The organism is Alkalihalobacterium chitinilyticum (assembly GCF_029028005.1).
Classification (GTDB): domain Bacteria; phylum Bacillota; class Bacilli; order Bacillales; family Bacillaceae_F; genus Alkalihalobacterium; species Alkalihalobacterium chitinilyticum.
In genome coordinates, this window is sequence record NZ_JAOTPO010000010.1 from 147,022 (window position 1) to 163,147 (window position 16,126).

Below are 16,126 nucleotides of genomic sequence, written 5' to 3' on the forward strand. Positions count from 1 at the left end.
ACTAAAAATTAAATTAACCAAAGAGGCCGCCGAAGTGCCGTGCATCTCTAAATGCTGAATGACAGAAGACGAAATCCCGAAAGACTGTCGTTTCAGCGAGTTGAGTTGCATTGTACTTCAAGTTGTGGCCTCTTTTTCTATTTTTTTACTCATGAAAATCGCCCAATTGTTACATACTAACTAAACAATTCTTCTCAAAGAAAGGGGAAGCTCCCAAATGAAACAACGGAGGCTAGTTGCTGTAATCGTAATTGTCCAACTTGTCATACTAGCATTAACAAGCCATACTGCAGGGGCGAGCCAATTTCCAGAGCGACCACCTTTAGGCGAAATACAAGGCGAAGAAAAACAAATCGTTATGGTAGAAGTCAGTCAAAAAAACATGGACCGCGTGATTAAAAAAATTCAAAAAGCGATCCCTGAAAGTAACGTAAGAAAACGCTTTAAACTTGTTTACTCAGGATTTTCGCTGGAAGTAAAAGAAAAAGACGTGGCTCAATTAGAAAAGATGACAGGGGTCACACGAGTTGATCACGTCATGACCTATCAGACGACAATCGATGACAGCGTCCCTTTTATTGGAACGGAGAACATCCGAAATCAACTGGATCGAGATGGGGAAAAGCTGACAGGTAAAGGTGTAAAAATAGCAGTAATAGATACTGGCATTGATTATAGTCATCCAGATTTAAAACCGAATTTTAAAGGCGGTTACGACGTCGTTGATAACGATAAAGATCCAATGGAGACGATGCCACGACAGGGTGGAATTACCATTCATGGTACACATGTTGCGGGGATTATAGCTGCCAATGGAAAAATAAAAGGCGTAGCTCCAGAAGCTGAAATCTATGCTTATCGTGCGCTGGGGCCTGGAGGGCAAGGAACGACAGAGCAAGTCATTGAATCCATTGAAAGAGCAGTAGAAGATGAAGTTGATATTATCAACTTATCGCTTGGTAATTCGGTGAATGGACCAGACTGGCCGACAAGTGTTGCATTGGACCGTGCAGTCGAACTTGGTGTTGTTGCAGTGACATCCAACGGTAATAGTGGGCCGAATATGTGGACGGTTGGCTCGCCGGGAACATCAACAAAAGCGATATCCGTAGGAGCGTCCTCACCGCCATTAAAAACGCCTTACATCACTATATTTGGAGAAGACCGTGAAATCTCCGTCAACTCGATGTCAGGTGCCTTACCGTGGAACTTACGGCGCGACCATCCACTTATGTTTGCTGGATTAGGCAGGAAAGAAGATATGGAAGACGCTGCCGGAAAAATTGTCTTAGTTCGCAGAGGGATTATTCCTTTTGCTGAAAAGGCAAGAAATGCGATGGAGAGCGGTGCAAAAGGGTTGATCATTTACAATAATACGTCAGGTCCGTTTATGGGGGCTATTGACGGTGATCCACTCCAATTCCCGGTAGCAACAATTTCAAAAGAAGATGGGGAATGGATGAGGGAACAGCTTGAGGAAAAGCAAAAACGTCAAATCAGAACGATCTTCCGTCATGAGGAAGACTTGCTTGCACCTTTTTCATCGAGAGGTCCTGTCACTCACACATGGGAAGTGAAGCCGGATGTTGTCGCCCCCGGTGTATCGATTGACAGTACTATACCAAAAGGTTACTTAGGGTTGAATGGAACTAGTATGTCAGCACCGCACGTCGCGGGTGCAGCCGCATTAATTAAGCAAGCGCATCCGAATTGGAGTCCAGAACAAATCAAAGCTGCGCTTATGAATACAGGAAAGCAGCTCTTTGACCTAGAAGGCAAACCATACATGCCTCATGAACAAGGGGCAGGGCGCATTCAAGTTGATAAAGCTGTCCGAACAGATACACTCGTGTACCCAGGGGCTGTAACATTTGGCAAATGGGCAGCAGATGACCGTCGCGAAGTAAAACGTGTGAAGCTAACAGTAGAAAATCATAGCGATACAGTAAAAAAATATTATGTCTCACCGCCACTTGATGCTCCAGATGGCGTTCAATGGAAAGTGCCTTTTTCGTTTGAAATCGAAGCTGGTGAGAAAAAAGAAGTGGAAGTTGTAATGGACATCTTTCCGGCTGTTCTGAAGGAAGGAATCCACCATGGAGATATTTTCATAAAAGGTGGCAGTGAAGAAATTCGAGTTCCTTACCTCTTTTTTATTGAAGAACCCGATTACCCGCGTGTAATGGCTTTTGGGTTTGAAAGAGGAGATTCGGTAGATTCATACCGATACGAGGTGTACCTGCCGGGGGGAGCTTCAGAAGTAGGTATCGCATTATATGACCCAGATACGTTTAAATTTATCAAGTACCTCGATGCGAAGAAAGATATTGGCAGAGGGTTGCTGGAAGTCGAGCTTGAAGGAGTCGACCTCGCGAATGGTGTTTACAAAGCATTGGTCTTTGCTGAGCAAGATGGAAAAGAAGATACATTGGAAACGATGATTTTCATAGGAGATGAACTCCATTCTAATGCAGATAAAAATAATCGTGATGAGTAGCAGTTCTATGCTCATCACGATTATTTTTTTATGTTATATTAATATAAATTTACACATGATTATATTATATTGTTTACAAAAGGAAGTTAGCAGGTATACGTAATGAATAGTATAGTAAAACTTTGGAAACATAATATTACAAAGGTGTGAATTATGACAAAAATGTGAACAGAAATAATTAGCATAATTCACCTGTGTTTTTATTGCTAAAACACGTTGACATCAGGTTTTCCCTATTGTACGATTACAAAGGATGTTATGAGAGGGTTTACATATTTATATCAAGGATTAAGAATTTTGTTACATATTGAATTGAAATAAAAAGACAACACGTAAACCTCATCATGAAAACGAAAAATACGTGTAAAGTCCATGGAGGTCAGGGAATGGCAGATAAAAAGCCTCAAAAACCTTATCGTGCAATGGCCTTAATGACAGCAATCACATCGTATTTAGTAGGACCAGTTCTAGTAGGCGTATTAGCAGGAAGATGGTTAGATGGCTATTTTGATAAGAGTCCATTGTTTATGATCATCGGCTTATTTTTAGGTTTAGGATCTGGTATTTATGGTTTAATTCGACTGCTCGGGAGTTACTTAGGAGAAGATGATTCATGACTAGTTATAGTGGAAACATGAGACGATATGTCCAATACACGTTTTACTTATTGGCGTTACTCGTCTTAGGTTGGGGCTTTACTCCGTACGAATCTTTTTTTCTAGGATTTATAGTAGGGGCAGTACTAAGCTTGCTCATCCTTTGGAGTTTGTACAGCAGAGTGAAACGGTTTGGACAAGCTGTAACAGAGGGTAGGAAAATGTATTCCTTAGGGATGCTGACAAGATTTGCATTAGCCATTATTGGAGTCATTATCGCAACAAGATATCCAGATGCGATCCAACTTTATGGGGTGGTAATAGGTTTAATGTCAACCTATATTATCATATTTTTAGATTTCATTATTCAAAAAATACGTTTTAAGTAAGAAGAGAGGTGAAAACATTTGGATTACAAAAGTTATCCTGTCGTAGAGAATATTTTTGGTATTTCAGGGCTTAACGCTAACCTAGCTAACATTTTAATGATTACTGTATGTTCAGCTATCGTTCTTCTTATTGGAGTTCTTAGTGCAAGAGCAATTCAAATGAAACCTACGGGTATGCAAAATGTCTTTGAATGGTTAATCGATTTCGTAAAAGGAATTATTAATAATACGATGGATTGGAAGACTGGGGAACGCTTCTTAGGTTTAGGATTAACAATTTTCCTTTATATCCTAATAGCCAACCTGTCAAAGCTTCCGTTCGTTATTACTACGGAACCAGGTCACGTAGTTTGGTGGAAAGCACCGACAGATGATCCGCTAATCACATTAACGCTAGCGGCAATTATCATTGTTCTTACACACTTCTACGGAATTAAAATTAAAGGTTTTGGAGGATATGGGAAAGATTACTTCAAACCGGTTCCATTTTTATTCCCGTTAAAAGTAATTGAGGAGTTTGCAAACACACTAACTCTTGGAATGCGTCTATTCGGTAATATTTACGCAAAAGGAATTTTAATGGCGCTTCTTGTTTCGTTAGGTGTAAGTGGATTTTTCGGGTTTTTCGCAGCAGCGTTACCGACAATCGCTTGGCAAGCATTCAGTCTTTTCATTGGGGCAATTCAAGCTTTCATCTTCTTAATGCTAACAATGGTTTACATGGCACATAAAGTGGCTGACGACCATTAATCAATTCAGTTCATTCATTTTGCTCTACAAATTTAAATTGTTAAGAGCTTAAATTAATAAAAATTTTATTTTATACATTTTAAGGGAGGAATTATTCATGGGAAGTTTAGCAGCTGCAATCGCAGTAGGTTTAGCGGCACTTGGTGCGGCTATCGGTAACGCAATGATCGTAAAAAGTACAGTTGAGGGGATCGCTCGTCAACCAGAATTAAAAGGTACTTTACAAACAGTTATGTTCATCGGGGTTGCACTAGTAGAGGCATTACCGATCATCGCGGTCGTTATTGCATTCTTAGTAATGGGTAACTAATAGACCTTTGAAGTTTATAAATGGCGGAGTCCGTTCTATAGTAATAGAAGCTTCGCCATTCCTTTTGTATAACCATTGAAAGGAGTGAATTCTATGTTTGGTAGTATTAACTGGTTCGACGCAATCTATCAGTTAATCATGTTCTTCATCCTTATGGCGTTACTTCGTAAGTGGGCTTGGGGACCGATTATGAACATGATGAAACAACGTGAAGAACATATTGCAAATGAAATCGACACAGCTGAAAAGAACCGTAAAGAAGCTGTGAAATATCTAGAAGAGCAACGCGAGGCAATCAAGGGAGCTCGTCAAGAAGCACAAGAAATCGTTGAAAATGCGAAGAAACTTAGTGCAAAGCAAGGTGAAGAAATCGTTGCTACAGCAAAAGCTGAAGCTGAACGTTTGAAAGATAGTGCTCTAGCTGAAATCCAACGTGAAAAAGAACAAGCTGTTTCTGCTTTACGTGAACAAGTTACATCATTATCAGTTCTAATTGCTACTAAAGTAATTGAAAAAGAATTAGATGAGAAACAACAAGATCAGTTGATTCAAGAATATCTTAAAGAGGTAGGCGAAGAGCTATGGGCAACAAAGCGGTAGCTAATCGTTATGCTGTTGCTCTTTTTCAATTGGCAAAAGAAAAGGATATTCTGAAGCAAATTGGCGAAGATCTCCAGCTTGTAAAAGCGGTTTTCGAACAAACAGAGCGTTTAAGTAATGTACTTGAACATCCAAAAGTTCTAGAAGAGCAAAAAGTAAAGTTAATTAAGGACAGCTTTGCAGATGCAGTAAGTGCTTACGTTCTTAATACACTTTTAATTATGGTGAAACAAAAAAAAGGAAACTTAGTTATTCCATTCATTAATAAATACCAAGAGCTTGCTTATGAAGCGCAAGGTGTGGCAGTAGCAAAGGTTTATACAGTGAAGGCGTTGTCTGAAGAAGACAAACAGCAAGTTTCTACAACTTTCGCTAAGAAGGTTGGAGTAGAAACACTTCACATCGAAAACATTATTGATCCTGAACTTATTGGTGGAATGAAAATTCGTATTGGTGACCGTATTTATGACGGAAGCATCAAGCGCCAGTTAGATCGATTACAGCGCACATTAGTGGCTGGAAACCGTTAGAAGAAGATAGGGGTGAACGATATGAGCATCAAAGCTGAAGAAATTAGCTCTCTTATAAAGCAGCAAATTGAAAACTTCCAATCTGATATCGAAGTATCTGATGTAGGTACAGTAATTCGTGTCGGTGACGGTATCGCCCTTGCTCATGGATTAGAAAACGTTATGGCCGGTGAGTTACTTGAGTTTTCAAATGGTGTAATGGGTATGGCCCAAAACCTTGAAGAAAACAGTGTAGGTATCGTTATCTTAGGTCCATTTACGGATATCCGTGAAGGCGATGAAGTTAAACGTACAGGTCGTATCATGGAGGTACCTGTAGGTGAGGCGTTACTAGGTCGTGTAGTAAACCCGCTAGGTCAACCTCTTGATGGTCAAGGACCAATTGAAACAAACAAAACTCGTCCGATTGAAAGTCCAGCACCTGGTGTAATGGATCGTAAATCAGTACACGAGCCATTACAAACAGGTATCAAGTCAATTGATGCTCTTGTACCAATTGGCCGTGGACAACGTGAGTTAATTATCGGTGACCGTCAAACAGGTAAAACATCTGTTGCGATCGATACAATCTTAAACCAAGCTGACCAAAACATGATTTGTATCTACGTTGCAATTGGTCAAAAAGAATCAACAGTTGCAGGTGTTGTAGAAACCCTTCGTCAAAAAGGTGCTCTAGACTACACTATCGTAGTTACAGCAAGTGCATCTGAACCAGCTCCATTACTATTCTTAGCTCCTTATGCTGGGGTAACAATGGGTGAAGAGTTCATGTACAATGGCAAGCACGTACTAGTTGTGTATGATGACTTAACAAAACAAGCATCTGCATACCGTGAGCTTTCATTATTACTTCGTCGTCCTCCAGGTCGTGAAGCATTCCCAGGGGATGTATTCTACCTTCACTCTCGTTTATTAGAGCGTGCAGCGAAGTTAAGTGATGCTAAAGGTGGCGGTTCAATTACTGCTCTTCCTTTCATCGAAACTCAAGCAGGGGATGTATCAGCATACATTCCAACAAACGTAATCTCTATTACAGATGGACAGATCTTCTTACAATCTGACTTATTCCACTCAGGGGTACGCCCAGCGATCAACGCAGGTCTTTCTGTATCTCGTGTAGGGGGATCAGCACAGATTAAAGCAATGAAACAAGTATCAGGTACATTACGTCTAGATTTAGCGTCTTACCGTGAGCTTGAAGCATTCGCTCAGTTCGGATCTGACTTAGATAAAGCAACTCAAGCGAAGTTAAACCGTGGTCAACGTACAGTTGAAGTATTAAAACAAGGTCTTCACGAGCCGTTAGCGGTTGAGAAGCAAGTAGCAATTCTTTATGCATTAACTAAAGGATTCCTTGATGATATTCCAGTTGAAGACATTCGTCGTTTTGAAGCTGAAATGTTCACTTTCTTAGACCATAACAAGAAAGATCTTTTAGATACGATTCGTACAACTGGTAAACTTCCAGAAGAAAGTGCATTTAACGCTGCGATTGAAGAGTTCAAAAAAGGCTTTAATACAAGCAGCAAGTAATCGTTGAATACGTGAACAACTTCTAGGAAAACCAGTTAGCGAAAAGGTGGTGAAATTAAGTGGCTTCACTTCGAGATATAAAAACGCGGATCAACTCCACAAAGAAAACGAGACAGATCACAAAAGCGATGGAAATGGTATCGGCTGCAAAGCTGAACCGTTCTCAAGAAAAGGCAAGGTCATTCCTTCCTTATACTGAAAAAATTCGCGATGTTGTAGCGAGTATTGCTTCAGGAAGCACGGATGTTGATCATCCAATGCTTCAAGAGCGTCCTGTTAAGAAGACTGGTTATATCGTTATTACGTCTGACCGTGGTTTAGCAGGTGCGTACAACTCTAGCATTATTCGTGGTGTTTTAAATACAATCCAAGAGCGTCATAGTTCTCCGGACGAGTATGGAATTATTGCAATTGGGAAAATTGGCCGTGATCTATTAAAGCGCCGTAACCTTCCGATCATTCAGGAGGTTACTGGCCTAGGTGACCAACCAACGTTCAATGACATTAAAAACCTAGCTCGTACAACGGTTGAAATGTTCTCGGATGAAATCTTTGATGAGCTGTATATTTGGTATAACCATTTCGTCAGCCCAATCACACAAGAAGTAACAGAACAAAAAGTATTGCCACTAACGGACATCTCTACAGGAAGTGCGAAAGCATCTTATGAGTATGAGCCTTCAGAAGAAGCCATTTTAGAACATCTTCTTCCACAATATGCAGAAAGCTTAATCTACGGTGCACTCCTTGATGCAAAAGCAAGTGAGTTCGGTGCTCGTATGACAGCGATGAGTGCAGCGACAGATAATGCGTCAGCATTAATTGACAGCTTAACTCTAGTGTATAACCGTGCACGTCAGGCTGCCATTACTCAAGAAATTACAGAGATCGTCGGCGGTGCAGCAGCACTTGAATAAAGAATATATCTAGTTTCTATCAGGTCGATAAGAAGATGGATAGAAATGTAACGCAGGGCTGACACGTCATTAAGTTCTCACAAATGCATGGTTCATGTGGGCGTGAGAACTTAATAGACGCTAATTCCCTGAACGTACAATCATGAGCGTTTCAAAAGCAAGTATTAGGAGGGAAACTGATGAATAAAGGTCGCATTACTCAAGTTATGGGTCCAGTTGTTGACGTAAAGTTCCCAAGTGGTCAACTTCCTGAAATCTATAATGCACTTAAAGTTGAACAAGTAGGTTCAACGAAAAATGCGGTTGATGTAACAGTAACACTTGAAGTTGCTTTACATCTTGGTGACGATACAGTTCGTACAGTTGCGATGGGATCTACGGACGGTCTCGTACGCGGTGTAGATGTACTTGACACTGGTGCTCCAATTTCAGTACCAGTTGGGGAAGCTACATTAGGACGTGTATTTAACGTATTAGGAGAAGCAATTGACCTTGATGAGGCTCTTGCTGCAGATGTTCCAAAATCACCAATTCACCGTGAAGCACCTAAGTTTGAAGAGCTTTCTACACAAACAGAAATTCTTGAAACAGGTATTAAAGTAGTAGACTTACTAGCTCCTTATATCAAGGGTGGTAAGATCGGTCTATTTGGTGGTGCCGGTGTAGGTAAAACGGTATTAATCCAAGAATTAATCAATAACATCGCTCAAGAGCACGGCGGTATCTCGGTATTTGCTGGTGTTGGTGAGCGTACACGTGAAGGAAATGACCTTTACCATGAAATGACGGATTCTGGTGTTATCAAGAAAACGGCAATGGTATTCGGTCAGATGAATGAGCCACCAGGAGCACGTATGCGTGTTGCTCTTACTGGATTAACAATGGCAGAACACTTCCGTGATCAACAAGGTGCAGACGTACTTCTTTTCGTTGATAACATCTTCCGCTTTACACAAGCCGGTTCAGAGGTATCAGCACTATTAGGACGTATGCCATCAGCGGTAGGTTACCAGCCTACGTTAGCAACAGAAATGGGTAAACTACAAGAGCGTATCACATCGACAAAAGTTGGTTCAGTAACATCGATCCAAGCGATTTACGTACCAGCCGATGACTATACGGATCCAGCTCCAGCAACAACTTTCGCTCACTTAGATGCAACAACGAACCTTGAGCGTAAGCTTTCTGAGATGGGTATTTACCCTGCGGTAGATCCACTTGCTTCAACTTCTCGTGCATTATCTCCTGAAATCGTTGGAGAAGAGCACTATGCAGTTGCTCGTCAAGTACAGCAAACTCTTCAAAAATATAAAGAGTTACAAGATATTATCGCAATCCTTGGTATGGACGAGCTTTCTGAAGAAGATAAGCTTATTGTACACCGTGCACGTCGTATCCAATTCTTCTTATCTCAAAACTTCCACGTAGCTGAGCAGTTTACTGGTCAAAAAGGTTCTTATGTACCAGTAAAAGAAACAGTACAAGGATTTAAAGAGATCTTAGAAGGTAAATACGATGACCTTCCAGAGGATGCATTCCGTCTAGTTGGACGTATTGAAGAAGTGGTTGAAAAAGCTAAGCAATTTGCATAATCAACAACTAAGCGTAGCGGTGGGTGTTCAGCACTCACCACTACTTTTGAGAATAAAAATAGATCAAACCCGTATTGCTATTGAGGAGGGTTTTACATGCAGACAATGACTGTCAGTGTCGTAACTCCTGATGGCACGGTTTATGAAGGCGAAGTAGAAATGGTTAGCGCTCGCGCACAAAGCGGAGAGCTAGGTATTCTTCCTCGACACATTCCTTTAGTAGCTCCACTAGACATAGGAGCTGTTCGTCTTAAGAACGGTTCTAATGTTCAACTCGTTGCTGTATCTGGCGGCTTCATTGAAGTACGTCCTGACAAAGTAACGATCTTAGCGGAAGCTGCTGAACTGCCATCAGATATCGATGTTGCTCGTGCCCGTGCTGCAAAGGAACGTGCAGAGCGTCGCATTAGTGAAGCAAGACAAGATGAAATTGACTTTAAGCGTGCACAGTTGGCCTTACGCCGTGCTGTTAACCGCTTAGGAGTTACTGAGAAGTAATAGAAAAAGCACGGAGGCCTAGTGATGCCTTTGTGCTTTTTGTATTTGTATGAGCATTTTTAATGTGTATGAGATATTGAAAGGTTTAAGCCTCGCAGTGGTGCTGGTTCTATTTTTACGACTGCACAGCGACTTGATATGGGCAGGGTTTCCAACTATAAATGAAGTGCAGGTTTGGAGTTATCCTATGAATTTTATTTTTATGAGCAAGCATATAACTGTTACGCAGCATACCGTGGGAAGTAGTCATATCTTTGTGTGTTCACATTTTCGCATATAAAATAACGCAAACGGACAATATATTTTTAAAATGGACAATAAATCTGTCAATCCGCTAATAAATTTTGAAAACGGACAATAAAGTAGAGAAATCCGACAATAAGTTAGATTGCGCACTTCGAAAGTTCATCAAACTGCCCCTCAATACCATGTTCCATTACCTTTACCTATCAACACAATCGAAATATACGCGAAAATCCCGACTTACTCCGCCTCATGTATAAAAACGATGCCATTCTTCCAAACAAATCTTCTATTTCTTACTGTGACTTCATCCCATGAGCGTTCAGGGTGTAAAAAGCGAGACACTTGTAAATATGAATCTGGATATTGATCCAGTAATCTGCCAAGAACGTTTCTGCATTGGATAACCTCTGGTGGAAAGTTATCAAACGATACACAGTCTAGTAATTTACATTTCTCTAAAGCTTGAAAAAATGCTTCTTTTTCTTCAGATGTGGCTTTTTTCTTAAAGTAACCCCATATGTGTTCAAGTGTTGTAATAACTGCCCCTTTTTTATAGGGTAGGTTTAAAATCTCGTTGATCTGAAAGTAAACCGCCTCTATTCTAGTAAAAGAGTCAAGTAATCGAAAAGATTTAGAAATCTCCTTATACTGATCATAGCCTTTAGCCATTATTTCATATTTATTGACAGCCCAAATGCGTTCAGCAACGCGGCGAGCTACCTTCAAGTGCTTTACGTTTTCCATAAGAACCTCCGTTACTTTATCCATCACACTATTTATTATCGAAATATTCCGTCACATAAACCAACTGTAACAAAGAAAATACACAGGACATCACATTTATCAGTAATTAAAAAAATACTTTAAAATAATTTTTTCTTTAATTATTATATAAGTAAAGTAATTGGTAATCGAGTTTAGCAGAAATCGATATTGTATAAGTTGCAGAAGTATATATATTAAGGCTTTTACATAATGTGGTAGAGATTTCTTTCCTTTAAATTTACCAATAATTCATTTCCTTATAAAGTTTTTTACAATTTTGTGACAGTCGACACCATATATAGGATTTGCTATAATGGTTACGATTACATATAGTGAAACTTCCAGCATTGGAAAAAGAACTGTTTTTGAAATTACTGTTGGATGTTTTACAATTTGAGGTGTAACATCCGTTATCAACTAAATAGATACATAAAATAGCATGGTCACGGGAGTTGCACAAGAAATACGACTTTAGAATAAGGCATGGAGGGTGAGGTGAGGCAAGATGGATCCGCTTTATCACTTGTATCAAAACAACTACTTAGTTGTAGCCGTCTTTATTTTACTAGGAATAATTTTACCTTTGGTTGCGCTTACAGCAGGACGTTTTCTCAGACCAAGTAACCCAACCAAAGAAAAGCAAACAACGTATGAAAGTGGTGTTGAACCAACCGGAAGCAGTTGGGTTCAGTTTAATGTTCGCTACTATATGTTTGCGTTATTATTCGTATTGTTTGATGTAGAAACAGTGTTTCTATATCCTTGGGCAGTTGCTTACGATTATTTAGGAATTTTTGCTTTAATTGAAATGGTTATCTTTATGTTTATGTTATTAATCGGATTAATTTATGCGTGGAAGAAGAAGGTGTTAACATGGATCTAAATTTGGATAGCATCACTAAGGCAGAGCGGGAAGAGCTAGAACGTAACGTCTTTTTTACCACATTAGAACAAGTGAAAGCTTGGGCTAGAAGTAACTCGTTGTGGCCATTGACCTTCGGGTTAGCTTGTTGTGCCATCGAAATGATGGGGACGGGTGCGTCTCACTATGACCAAGACCGTTTTGGCGTTATTTTTAGAACGTCTCCAAGACAATCAGACTGTATGATCGTTTCTGGAACGGTGACAAAGAAAATGGCACCAATCCTTAAGCGTCTATATGACCAAATGCCAGAACCGAAATGGGTAATTGCTATGGGCTCCTGTGCAACCGCGGGCGGACCGTATGTAAAATCCTATGCTGTCGTTAAAGGGGTTGACCAAATCGTACCAGTTGATGTGTATATCCCTGGTTGCCCACCGAATCCGGCAGCTTTAATTTATGGAATTAATAAATTACAAGAAAAAATCCGCTATGAAGCTAAGACTGGGAAGCGGGTGATTAGCCGATGAGTGATGAAAAGGCAAAAGCCGCGGCCGCCGCTAAAGCGAAAGCAGCAGCGATGAAAAAATTAAGAGAAAAAGAGCTCGAAATGGCTGAACAATCGGAAGCGGTTTCAAGTGAAAATAAGGAAGTACCGGAAGAAAAATCAAGCGCAGATGCGAAAGCCAAGGCAGCAGCCGCTGCCAAAGCGAAGGCAGAAGCGCTGAAAAAAATGAAAGAAAAAGAAGCTGAAGCAAGCGCATCAGAAGCGCCGGCAGGAGCAGACGAGAAGGCCAAAGCGGCAGCCGCCGCGAAAGCGAAAGCAGCCGCAGCTGCAAAAGCGAAAGCAGAAGCGCTGAAAAAAATGAAAGAAAAAGAAGCTGGGGCAAGCGCATCAGAAGAGCCGACAGGAGCAGACGAGAAGGCGAAAGCCGCAGCTGCAGCAAAGGCCAAGGCAGCAGCCGCAGCCAAAGCGAAGGCGGTAGCATTGGCAAAGCAAGGTTCAGCAGAAGAGCCAGCAGGAGCTGATGAAAAAGCCAAGGCAGTTGCAGCTGCGAAGGCGAAAGCCGCGGCCGCAGCCAAAGCGAAGGCGGCAGCATTGGCAAAGCAAGGTTCAGCAGATGAACCAGCTGGAGACGATGAGAAAGCCAAAGCAGCTGCTAAGGCAAAAGCCGTCGCCGCAGCCAAAGCGAAAGCCGCAGCGGCCGCTGCAGCTAAGAGAAAAGCTGCTGGTGGAGCAGCTGGCGATAGTGATGATGAAAAGGCGAAAGCGAAGGCCGCAGCCATCGCGAAAGCAAAAGCAGCCGCAGCAGCGAAGGCAAAAGCGGCAGGCGGGGAAGCACCTGCTGCTGATGCGGAGCAAGAGCAACCATCGCCAAATCAACAGTATCTCGATAAATATTTAAAGGTAATTAAAGAAAATTTAGGCGAAGATGTCCTAGAAGATGCCTATATTAATAGACTAGGCAAAGACGTACCTACTTTAGTAGCGAAGAAGGAAACGTACTTTAAGCTTGCTCAATTTTTAAAACATAACGAACAGCTTGCGTTTGATTATTTGTCTGAGCACCATGGTTCAGATTTTGAAACACATATGGAAATTTATAATCACATGTATTCTTTTAAAACGAAGGAAAATATCGCATTAAAAGTAAAAATTGATCGCGATGAACCGACAATTGAGTCGATTACTCCAATTTGGGAAGGCGCGAATTGGCCAGAACGTGAATCATATGATTTGCTAGGAATCGTATATACAGGTCATCCGAACTTAACGCGAATTATGCTTACTGATGATTGGGTAGGGCATCCCCTTCGAAAAGATTACGAGCAGCACGACGAGGAGGTGTAACGAATGTTACGTACGGAAGAAATGTTATTAAACGTAGGTCCACAGCATCCGAGTACACACGGTGTTTTCCGTCTAGTTGTAAAAATTGACGGGGAAATCATTAAAGAAGCGATACCAGTCGTAGGTTATTTACATCGAGGTACCGAGAAGCTGGCGGAAAACCTCCAGTATACGCAAATCATTCCTTACACAGACCGTATGGACTACTTATCCGCGATGACGAATAACTATGTGATCTGTCATGCGGTCGAAACGATGATGGAATTAGAAATTCCAGAACGTGCCGAGTATCTGAGGGTCATCGTAATGGAGCTAGGTCGAGTCGCTAGTCACCTTGTCTGGTTTGGTACATATTTACTTGATATCGGGGCGATGAGTCCATTCTTATATGCGTTCCGTGAGCGTGAGATGATCATTAACCTACTAAATGAAATCTCAGGTGCGAGATTAACGTTTAACTATATGCGTGTCGGTGGCGTGAAATGGGATGCACCTCCAGGTTGGATTGAAAAGGTAAGAGATTTAGTTCCATACTTGCGCAAGGAGTTAGAAGGCTATCATAACCTTGTGACAGGGAACGAAATTTTCATGAGCCGTATTAAAGATGTAGGAACGTATACGAAAGAAGAAGCGATCAAATACTCGTTGAGTGGTGCAAACATTCGTTCAACAGGTGTGAACTGGGATTTACGTAAAGATGAGCCGTATTCGATTTATGATCGTTTTGATTTCGATATTCCTGTGGAAGAAAAGGGCGACTGCTGGGCACGGTACATGTGCCGTATGAAAGAAATTGAAGAGTCGATCAAGATTATCGAGCAAGCCGTAGAACAATTTCCAAGTGAAGGACCGATCCTGGCGAAAACACCAAGAATTATTAAGCCGCCAGCAGGAGAGACGTTCGTTCGTATCGAGTCACCACGTGGAGAAATCGGCTGTTATATAGCAAGCCAAGGCAAGAAAGAACCTTACCGATTAAAGTTTAGAAGACCATCTTTCTATAACCTTCAAATTTTACCGAAATTATTAGTAGGGCAGCCAATTGCCAACTTAATTGCTATTTTAGGTGGAATTGATATTGTCCTTGGGGAGGTTGACGGCTAATGATTAATGATCTCCTGACATCAGCGCCGAGTTGGACAAACTTTTTGATTTACTTTGCTTTAGGAGCTGCACTTTTAGGAGCCGTGCTAGGTTTTGTTACGTATGCGATCTTAGCAGAGCGAAAAGTATTAGGTTTCATGCAGCTTCGTGTAGGACCGAACCGTACAGGTGGCGGACTTGGGTTATTACAAACAGTGGCCGATGTATTAAAGCTTTTATTAAAAGAAGATACCATTCCTAAGAAGGCAGATAAACCGCTGTTTATTTTAGCTCCAATCATTGCCTTCGTCCCTGCATTTGTAGTTTTAGCCGTTATTCCTTTCTCTGAAAATCTTTATTTTACAGACATTGGAGTCGGACTTCTATTCTACATTGCTGTTTCAGGAATTACGACCATTGGGATCGTAGCTGGTGGTTGGGCATCGAATAATAAGTATGCCTTAATGGGTGGAATGCGAGCGGCGGCTCAGATGATTTCTTATGAAGTGCCGCTAGTCTTATCAGTTGTAGGGGTCGTCCTTTTAACTGGTAGCTTGAACTTAATCGAGATTGTTAACGCGCAAGCTAATCTATGGTTCTTTATTCCGCAAATTTTAGGTTTCCTAGTATTTGTGATTGCGGCAACCGCTGAACTAAATCGAGTCCCGTTTGACTTACCTGAAGCTGAGTCAGAGCTAGTTGCTGGGTATCATGTTGAGTATTCAGGTTTCCGTTGGGCATTTTTTATGTTAGCTGAATATGTCTATTTATTTGCAATGGCGTCATTAACGACTGTATTGTTTTTAGGTGGGTGGCAGCCACTGCCGTTCTTAGACTTTATTCCTGGTGTCGTTTGGTTTGCCCTTAAATTCTCAGCTGTTGTCTTCTTCATGATTTGGATGCGTGGTACATTCCCGCGTTTACGTGGAGATCAACTGATGGAATTTGCATGGAAAATCTTATTGCCAATTGCGTTAGTGAACATTATTATTACAGCGTTAGTTAAAGAATTTTTCTTATAAGAGGAAATTCAAAAAGTCCCGGGAAAACCTCTAATAGCAGCAGGGCTTAGACGATAGTACCCTGTACTTTGCGGGGGAACGTCG

17 protein-coding genes are annotated in these 16,126 nt (G+C 41.2%); 16 read left to right on the plus strand and 1 reads right to left on the minus strand.

Features of this window, described 5'->3' with window-relative positions:
- Positions 1 to 217: 217 nt before the first annotated feature.
- From N7Z68_RS15020 to N7Z68_RS15070, 11 genes are all read left to right on the plus strand, one after another.
- A complete protein-coding gene (locus N7Z68_RS15020) occupies positions 218 to 2,497 on the plus strand; it encodes a S8 family serine peptidase (protein WP_275119304.1) in 2,280 nt (759 codons plus the stop codon).
- A 386-nt stretch (positions 2,498 to 2,883) separates the two neighbouring features.
- Entirely contained in the window at positions 2,884 to 3,114 is a 231-nt protein-coding gene (locus N7Z68_RS15025) for an AtpZ/AtpI family protein (RefSeq protein WP_216829952.1), read from the plus strand.
- The gene (locus tag N7Z68_RS15030; RefSeq protein ID WP_275119305.1) at positions 3,111 to 3,482 is read left to right on the plus strand and encodes an ATP synthase subunit I; all 372 of its coding nucleotides are present in this window, start codon (positions 3,111 to 3,113) and stop codon (positions 3,480 to 3,482) included. Before N7Z68_RS15025 ends, N7Z68_RS15030 begins: the two co-directional genes overlap by 4 nt.
- Positions 3,483 to 3,500: 18 nt before the next feature.
- Entirely contained in the window at positions 3,501 to 4,232 is a 732-nt protein-coding gene (gene atpB, locus N7Z68_RS15035) for a F0F1 ATP synthase subunit A (RefSeq protein ID WP_275119306.1), read from the plus strand.
- 97 nt (positions 4,233 to 4,329) lie between these two features.
- Positions 4,330 to 4,542 carry a F0F1 ATP synthase subunit C gene (gene atpE / locus N7Z68_RS15040; RefSeq protein ID WP_075385277.1) on the plus strand — a complete coding sequence of 71 codons (213 nt, stop codon included), beginning with the start codon at positions 4,330 to 4,332 and terminating at the stop codon, positions 4,540 to 4,542.
- Between the two features lie 93 nt (positions 4,543 to 4,635).
- The gene (gene atpF, locus N7Z68_RS15045) at positions 4,636 to 5,142 is read left to right on the plus strand and encodes a F0F1 ATP synthase subunit B (RefSeq protein WP_275119307.1); all 507 of its coding nucleotides are present in this window, start codon (positions 4,636 to 4,638) and stop codon (positions 5,140 to 5,142) included.
- On the plus strand, positions 5,124 to 5,672 hold the full coding sequence (locus tag N7Z68_RS15050; protein ID WP_275119308.1) for a F0F1 ATP synthase subunit delta: 549 nt from the start codon (positions 5,124 to 5,126) through the stop codon (positions 5,670 to 5,672). Before atpF ends, N7Z68_RS15050 begins: the two co-directional genes overlap by 19 nt.
- A gap of 21 nt (positions 5,673 to 5,693) precedes the next feature.
- On the plus strand, positions 5,694 to 7,205 hold the full coding sequence (gene atpA / locus N7Z68_RS15055; RefSeq protein WP_216829947.1) for a F0F1 ATP synthase subunit alpha: 1,512 nt from the start codon (positions 5,694 to 5,696) through the stop codon (positions 7,203 to 7,205).
- Positions 7,206 to 7,264: 59 nt separating this feature from the next.
- Positions 7,265 to 8,122: a F0F1 ATP synthase subunit gamma gene (locus N7Z68_RS15060; protein ID WP_275119309.1), complete on the plus strand. Its 858-nt coding sequence runs from the start codon at positions 7,265 to 7,267 to the stop codon at positions 8,120 to 8,122.
- Between the two features lie 179 nt (positions 8,123 to 8,301).
- Positions 8,302 to 9,714, plus strand: coding sequence for a F0F1 ATP synthase subunit beta (gene atpD, locus N7Z68_RS15065; protein WP_275119310.1), 1,413 nt, complete (start codon positions 8,302 to 8,304; stop codon positions 9,712 to 9,714).
- 96 nt (positions 9,715 to 9,810) lie between these two features.
- On the plus strand, positions 9,811 to 10,212 hold the full coding sequence (locus N7Z68_RS15070; RefSeq protein WP_275119311.1) for a F0F1 ATP synthase subunit epsilon: 402 nt from the start codon (positions 9,811 to 9,813) through the stop codon (positions 10,210 to 10,212).
- Positions 10,213 to 10,695: 483 nt separating this feature from the next.
- Here the strand turns inward: N7Z68_RS15070 and N7Z68_RS15075 are convergent, their stop codons facing one another.
- Positions 10,696 to 11,202: a DUF1722 domain-containing protein gene (locus N7Z68_RS15075; RefSeq protein ID WP_275119312.1), complete on the minus strand. Its 507-nt coding sequence runs from the start codon at positions 11,200 to 11,202 to the stop codon at positions 10,696 to 10,698.
- 526 nt (positions 11,203 to 11,728) lie between these two features.
- Here N7Z68_RS15075 and N7Z68_RS15080 point away from each other — a divergent pair.
- From N7Z68_RS15080 to nuoH, 5 genes are read left to right on the plus strand one after another with little or no spacing between them, the layout of a single operon-like run.
- Positions 11,729 to 12,106 (plus strand): NADH-quinone oxidoreductase subunit A, encoded by a 378-nt coding sequence (locus N7Z68_RS15080; RefSeq protein WP_275119313.1) that lies wholly within the window; start codon positions 11,729 to 11,731, stop codon positions 12,104 to 12,106.
- Positions 12,097 to 12,615 carry a NuoB/complex I 20 kDa subunit family protein gene (locus tag N7Z68_RS15085; protein WP_216829941.1) on the plus strand — a complete coding sequence of 173 codons (519 nt, stop codon included), beginning with the start codon at positions 12,097 to 12,099 and terminating at the stop codon, positions 12,613 to 12,615. Before N7Z68_RS15080 ends, N7Z68_RS15085 begins: the two co-directional genes overlap by 10 nt.
- On the plus strand, positions 12,612 to 13,937 hold the full coding sequence (locus N7Z68_RS15090; protein WP_275119314.1) for an NADH-quinone oxidoreductase subunit C: 1,326 nt from the start codon (positions 12,612 to 12,614) through the stop codon (positions 13,935 to 13,937). Before N7Z68_RS15085 ends, N7Z68_RS15090 begins: the two co-directional genes overlap by 4 nt.
- 3 nt (positions 13,938 to 13,940) lie before the next feature.
- Positions 13,941 to 15,041 (plus strand): NADH-quinone oxidoreductase subunit D, encoded by a 1,101-nt coding sequence (locus tag N7Z68_RS15095; protein WP_275119315.1) that lies wholly within the window; start codon positions 13,941 to 13,943, stop codon positions 15,039 to 15,041.
- The gene (nuoH, locus tag N7Z68_RS15100; protein ID WP_275119316.1) at positions 15,041 to 16,042 is read left to right on the plus strand and encodes an NADH-quinone oxidoreductase subunit NuoH; all 1,002 of its coding nucleotides are present in this window, start codon (positions 15,041 to 15,043) and stop codon (positions 16,040 to 16,042) included. Before N7Z68_RS15095 ends, nuoH begins: the two co-directional genes overlap by 1 nt.
- Positions 16,043 to 16,126: the final 84 nt, after the last annotated feature.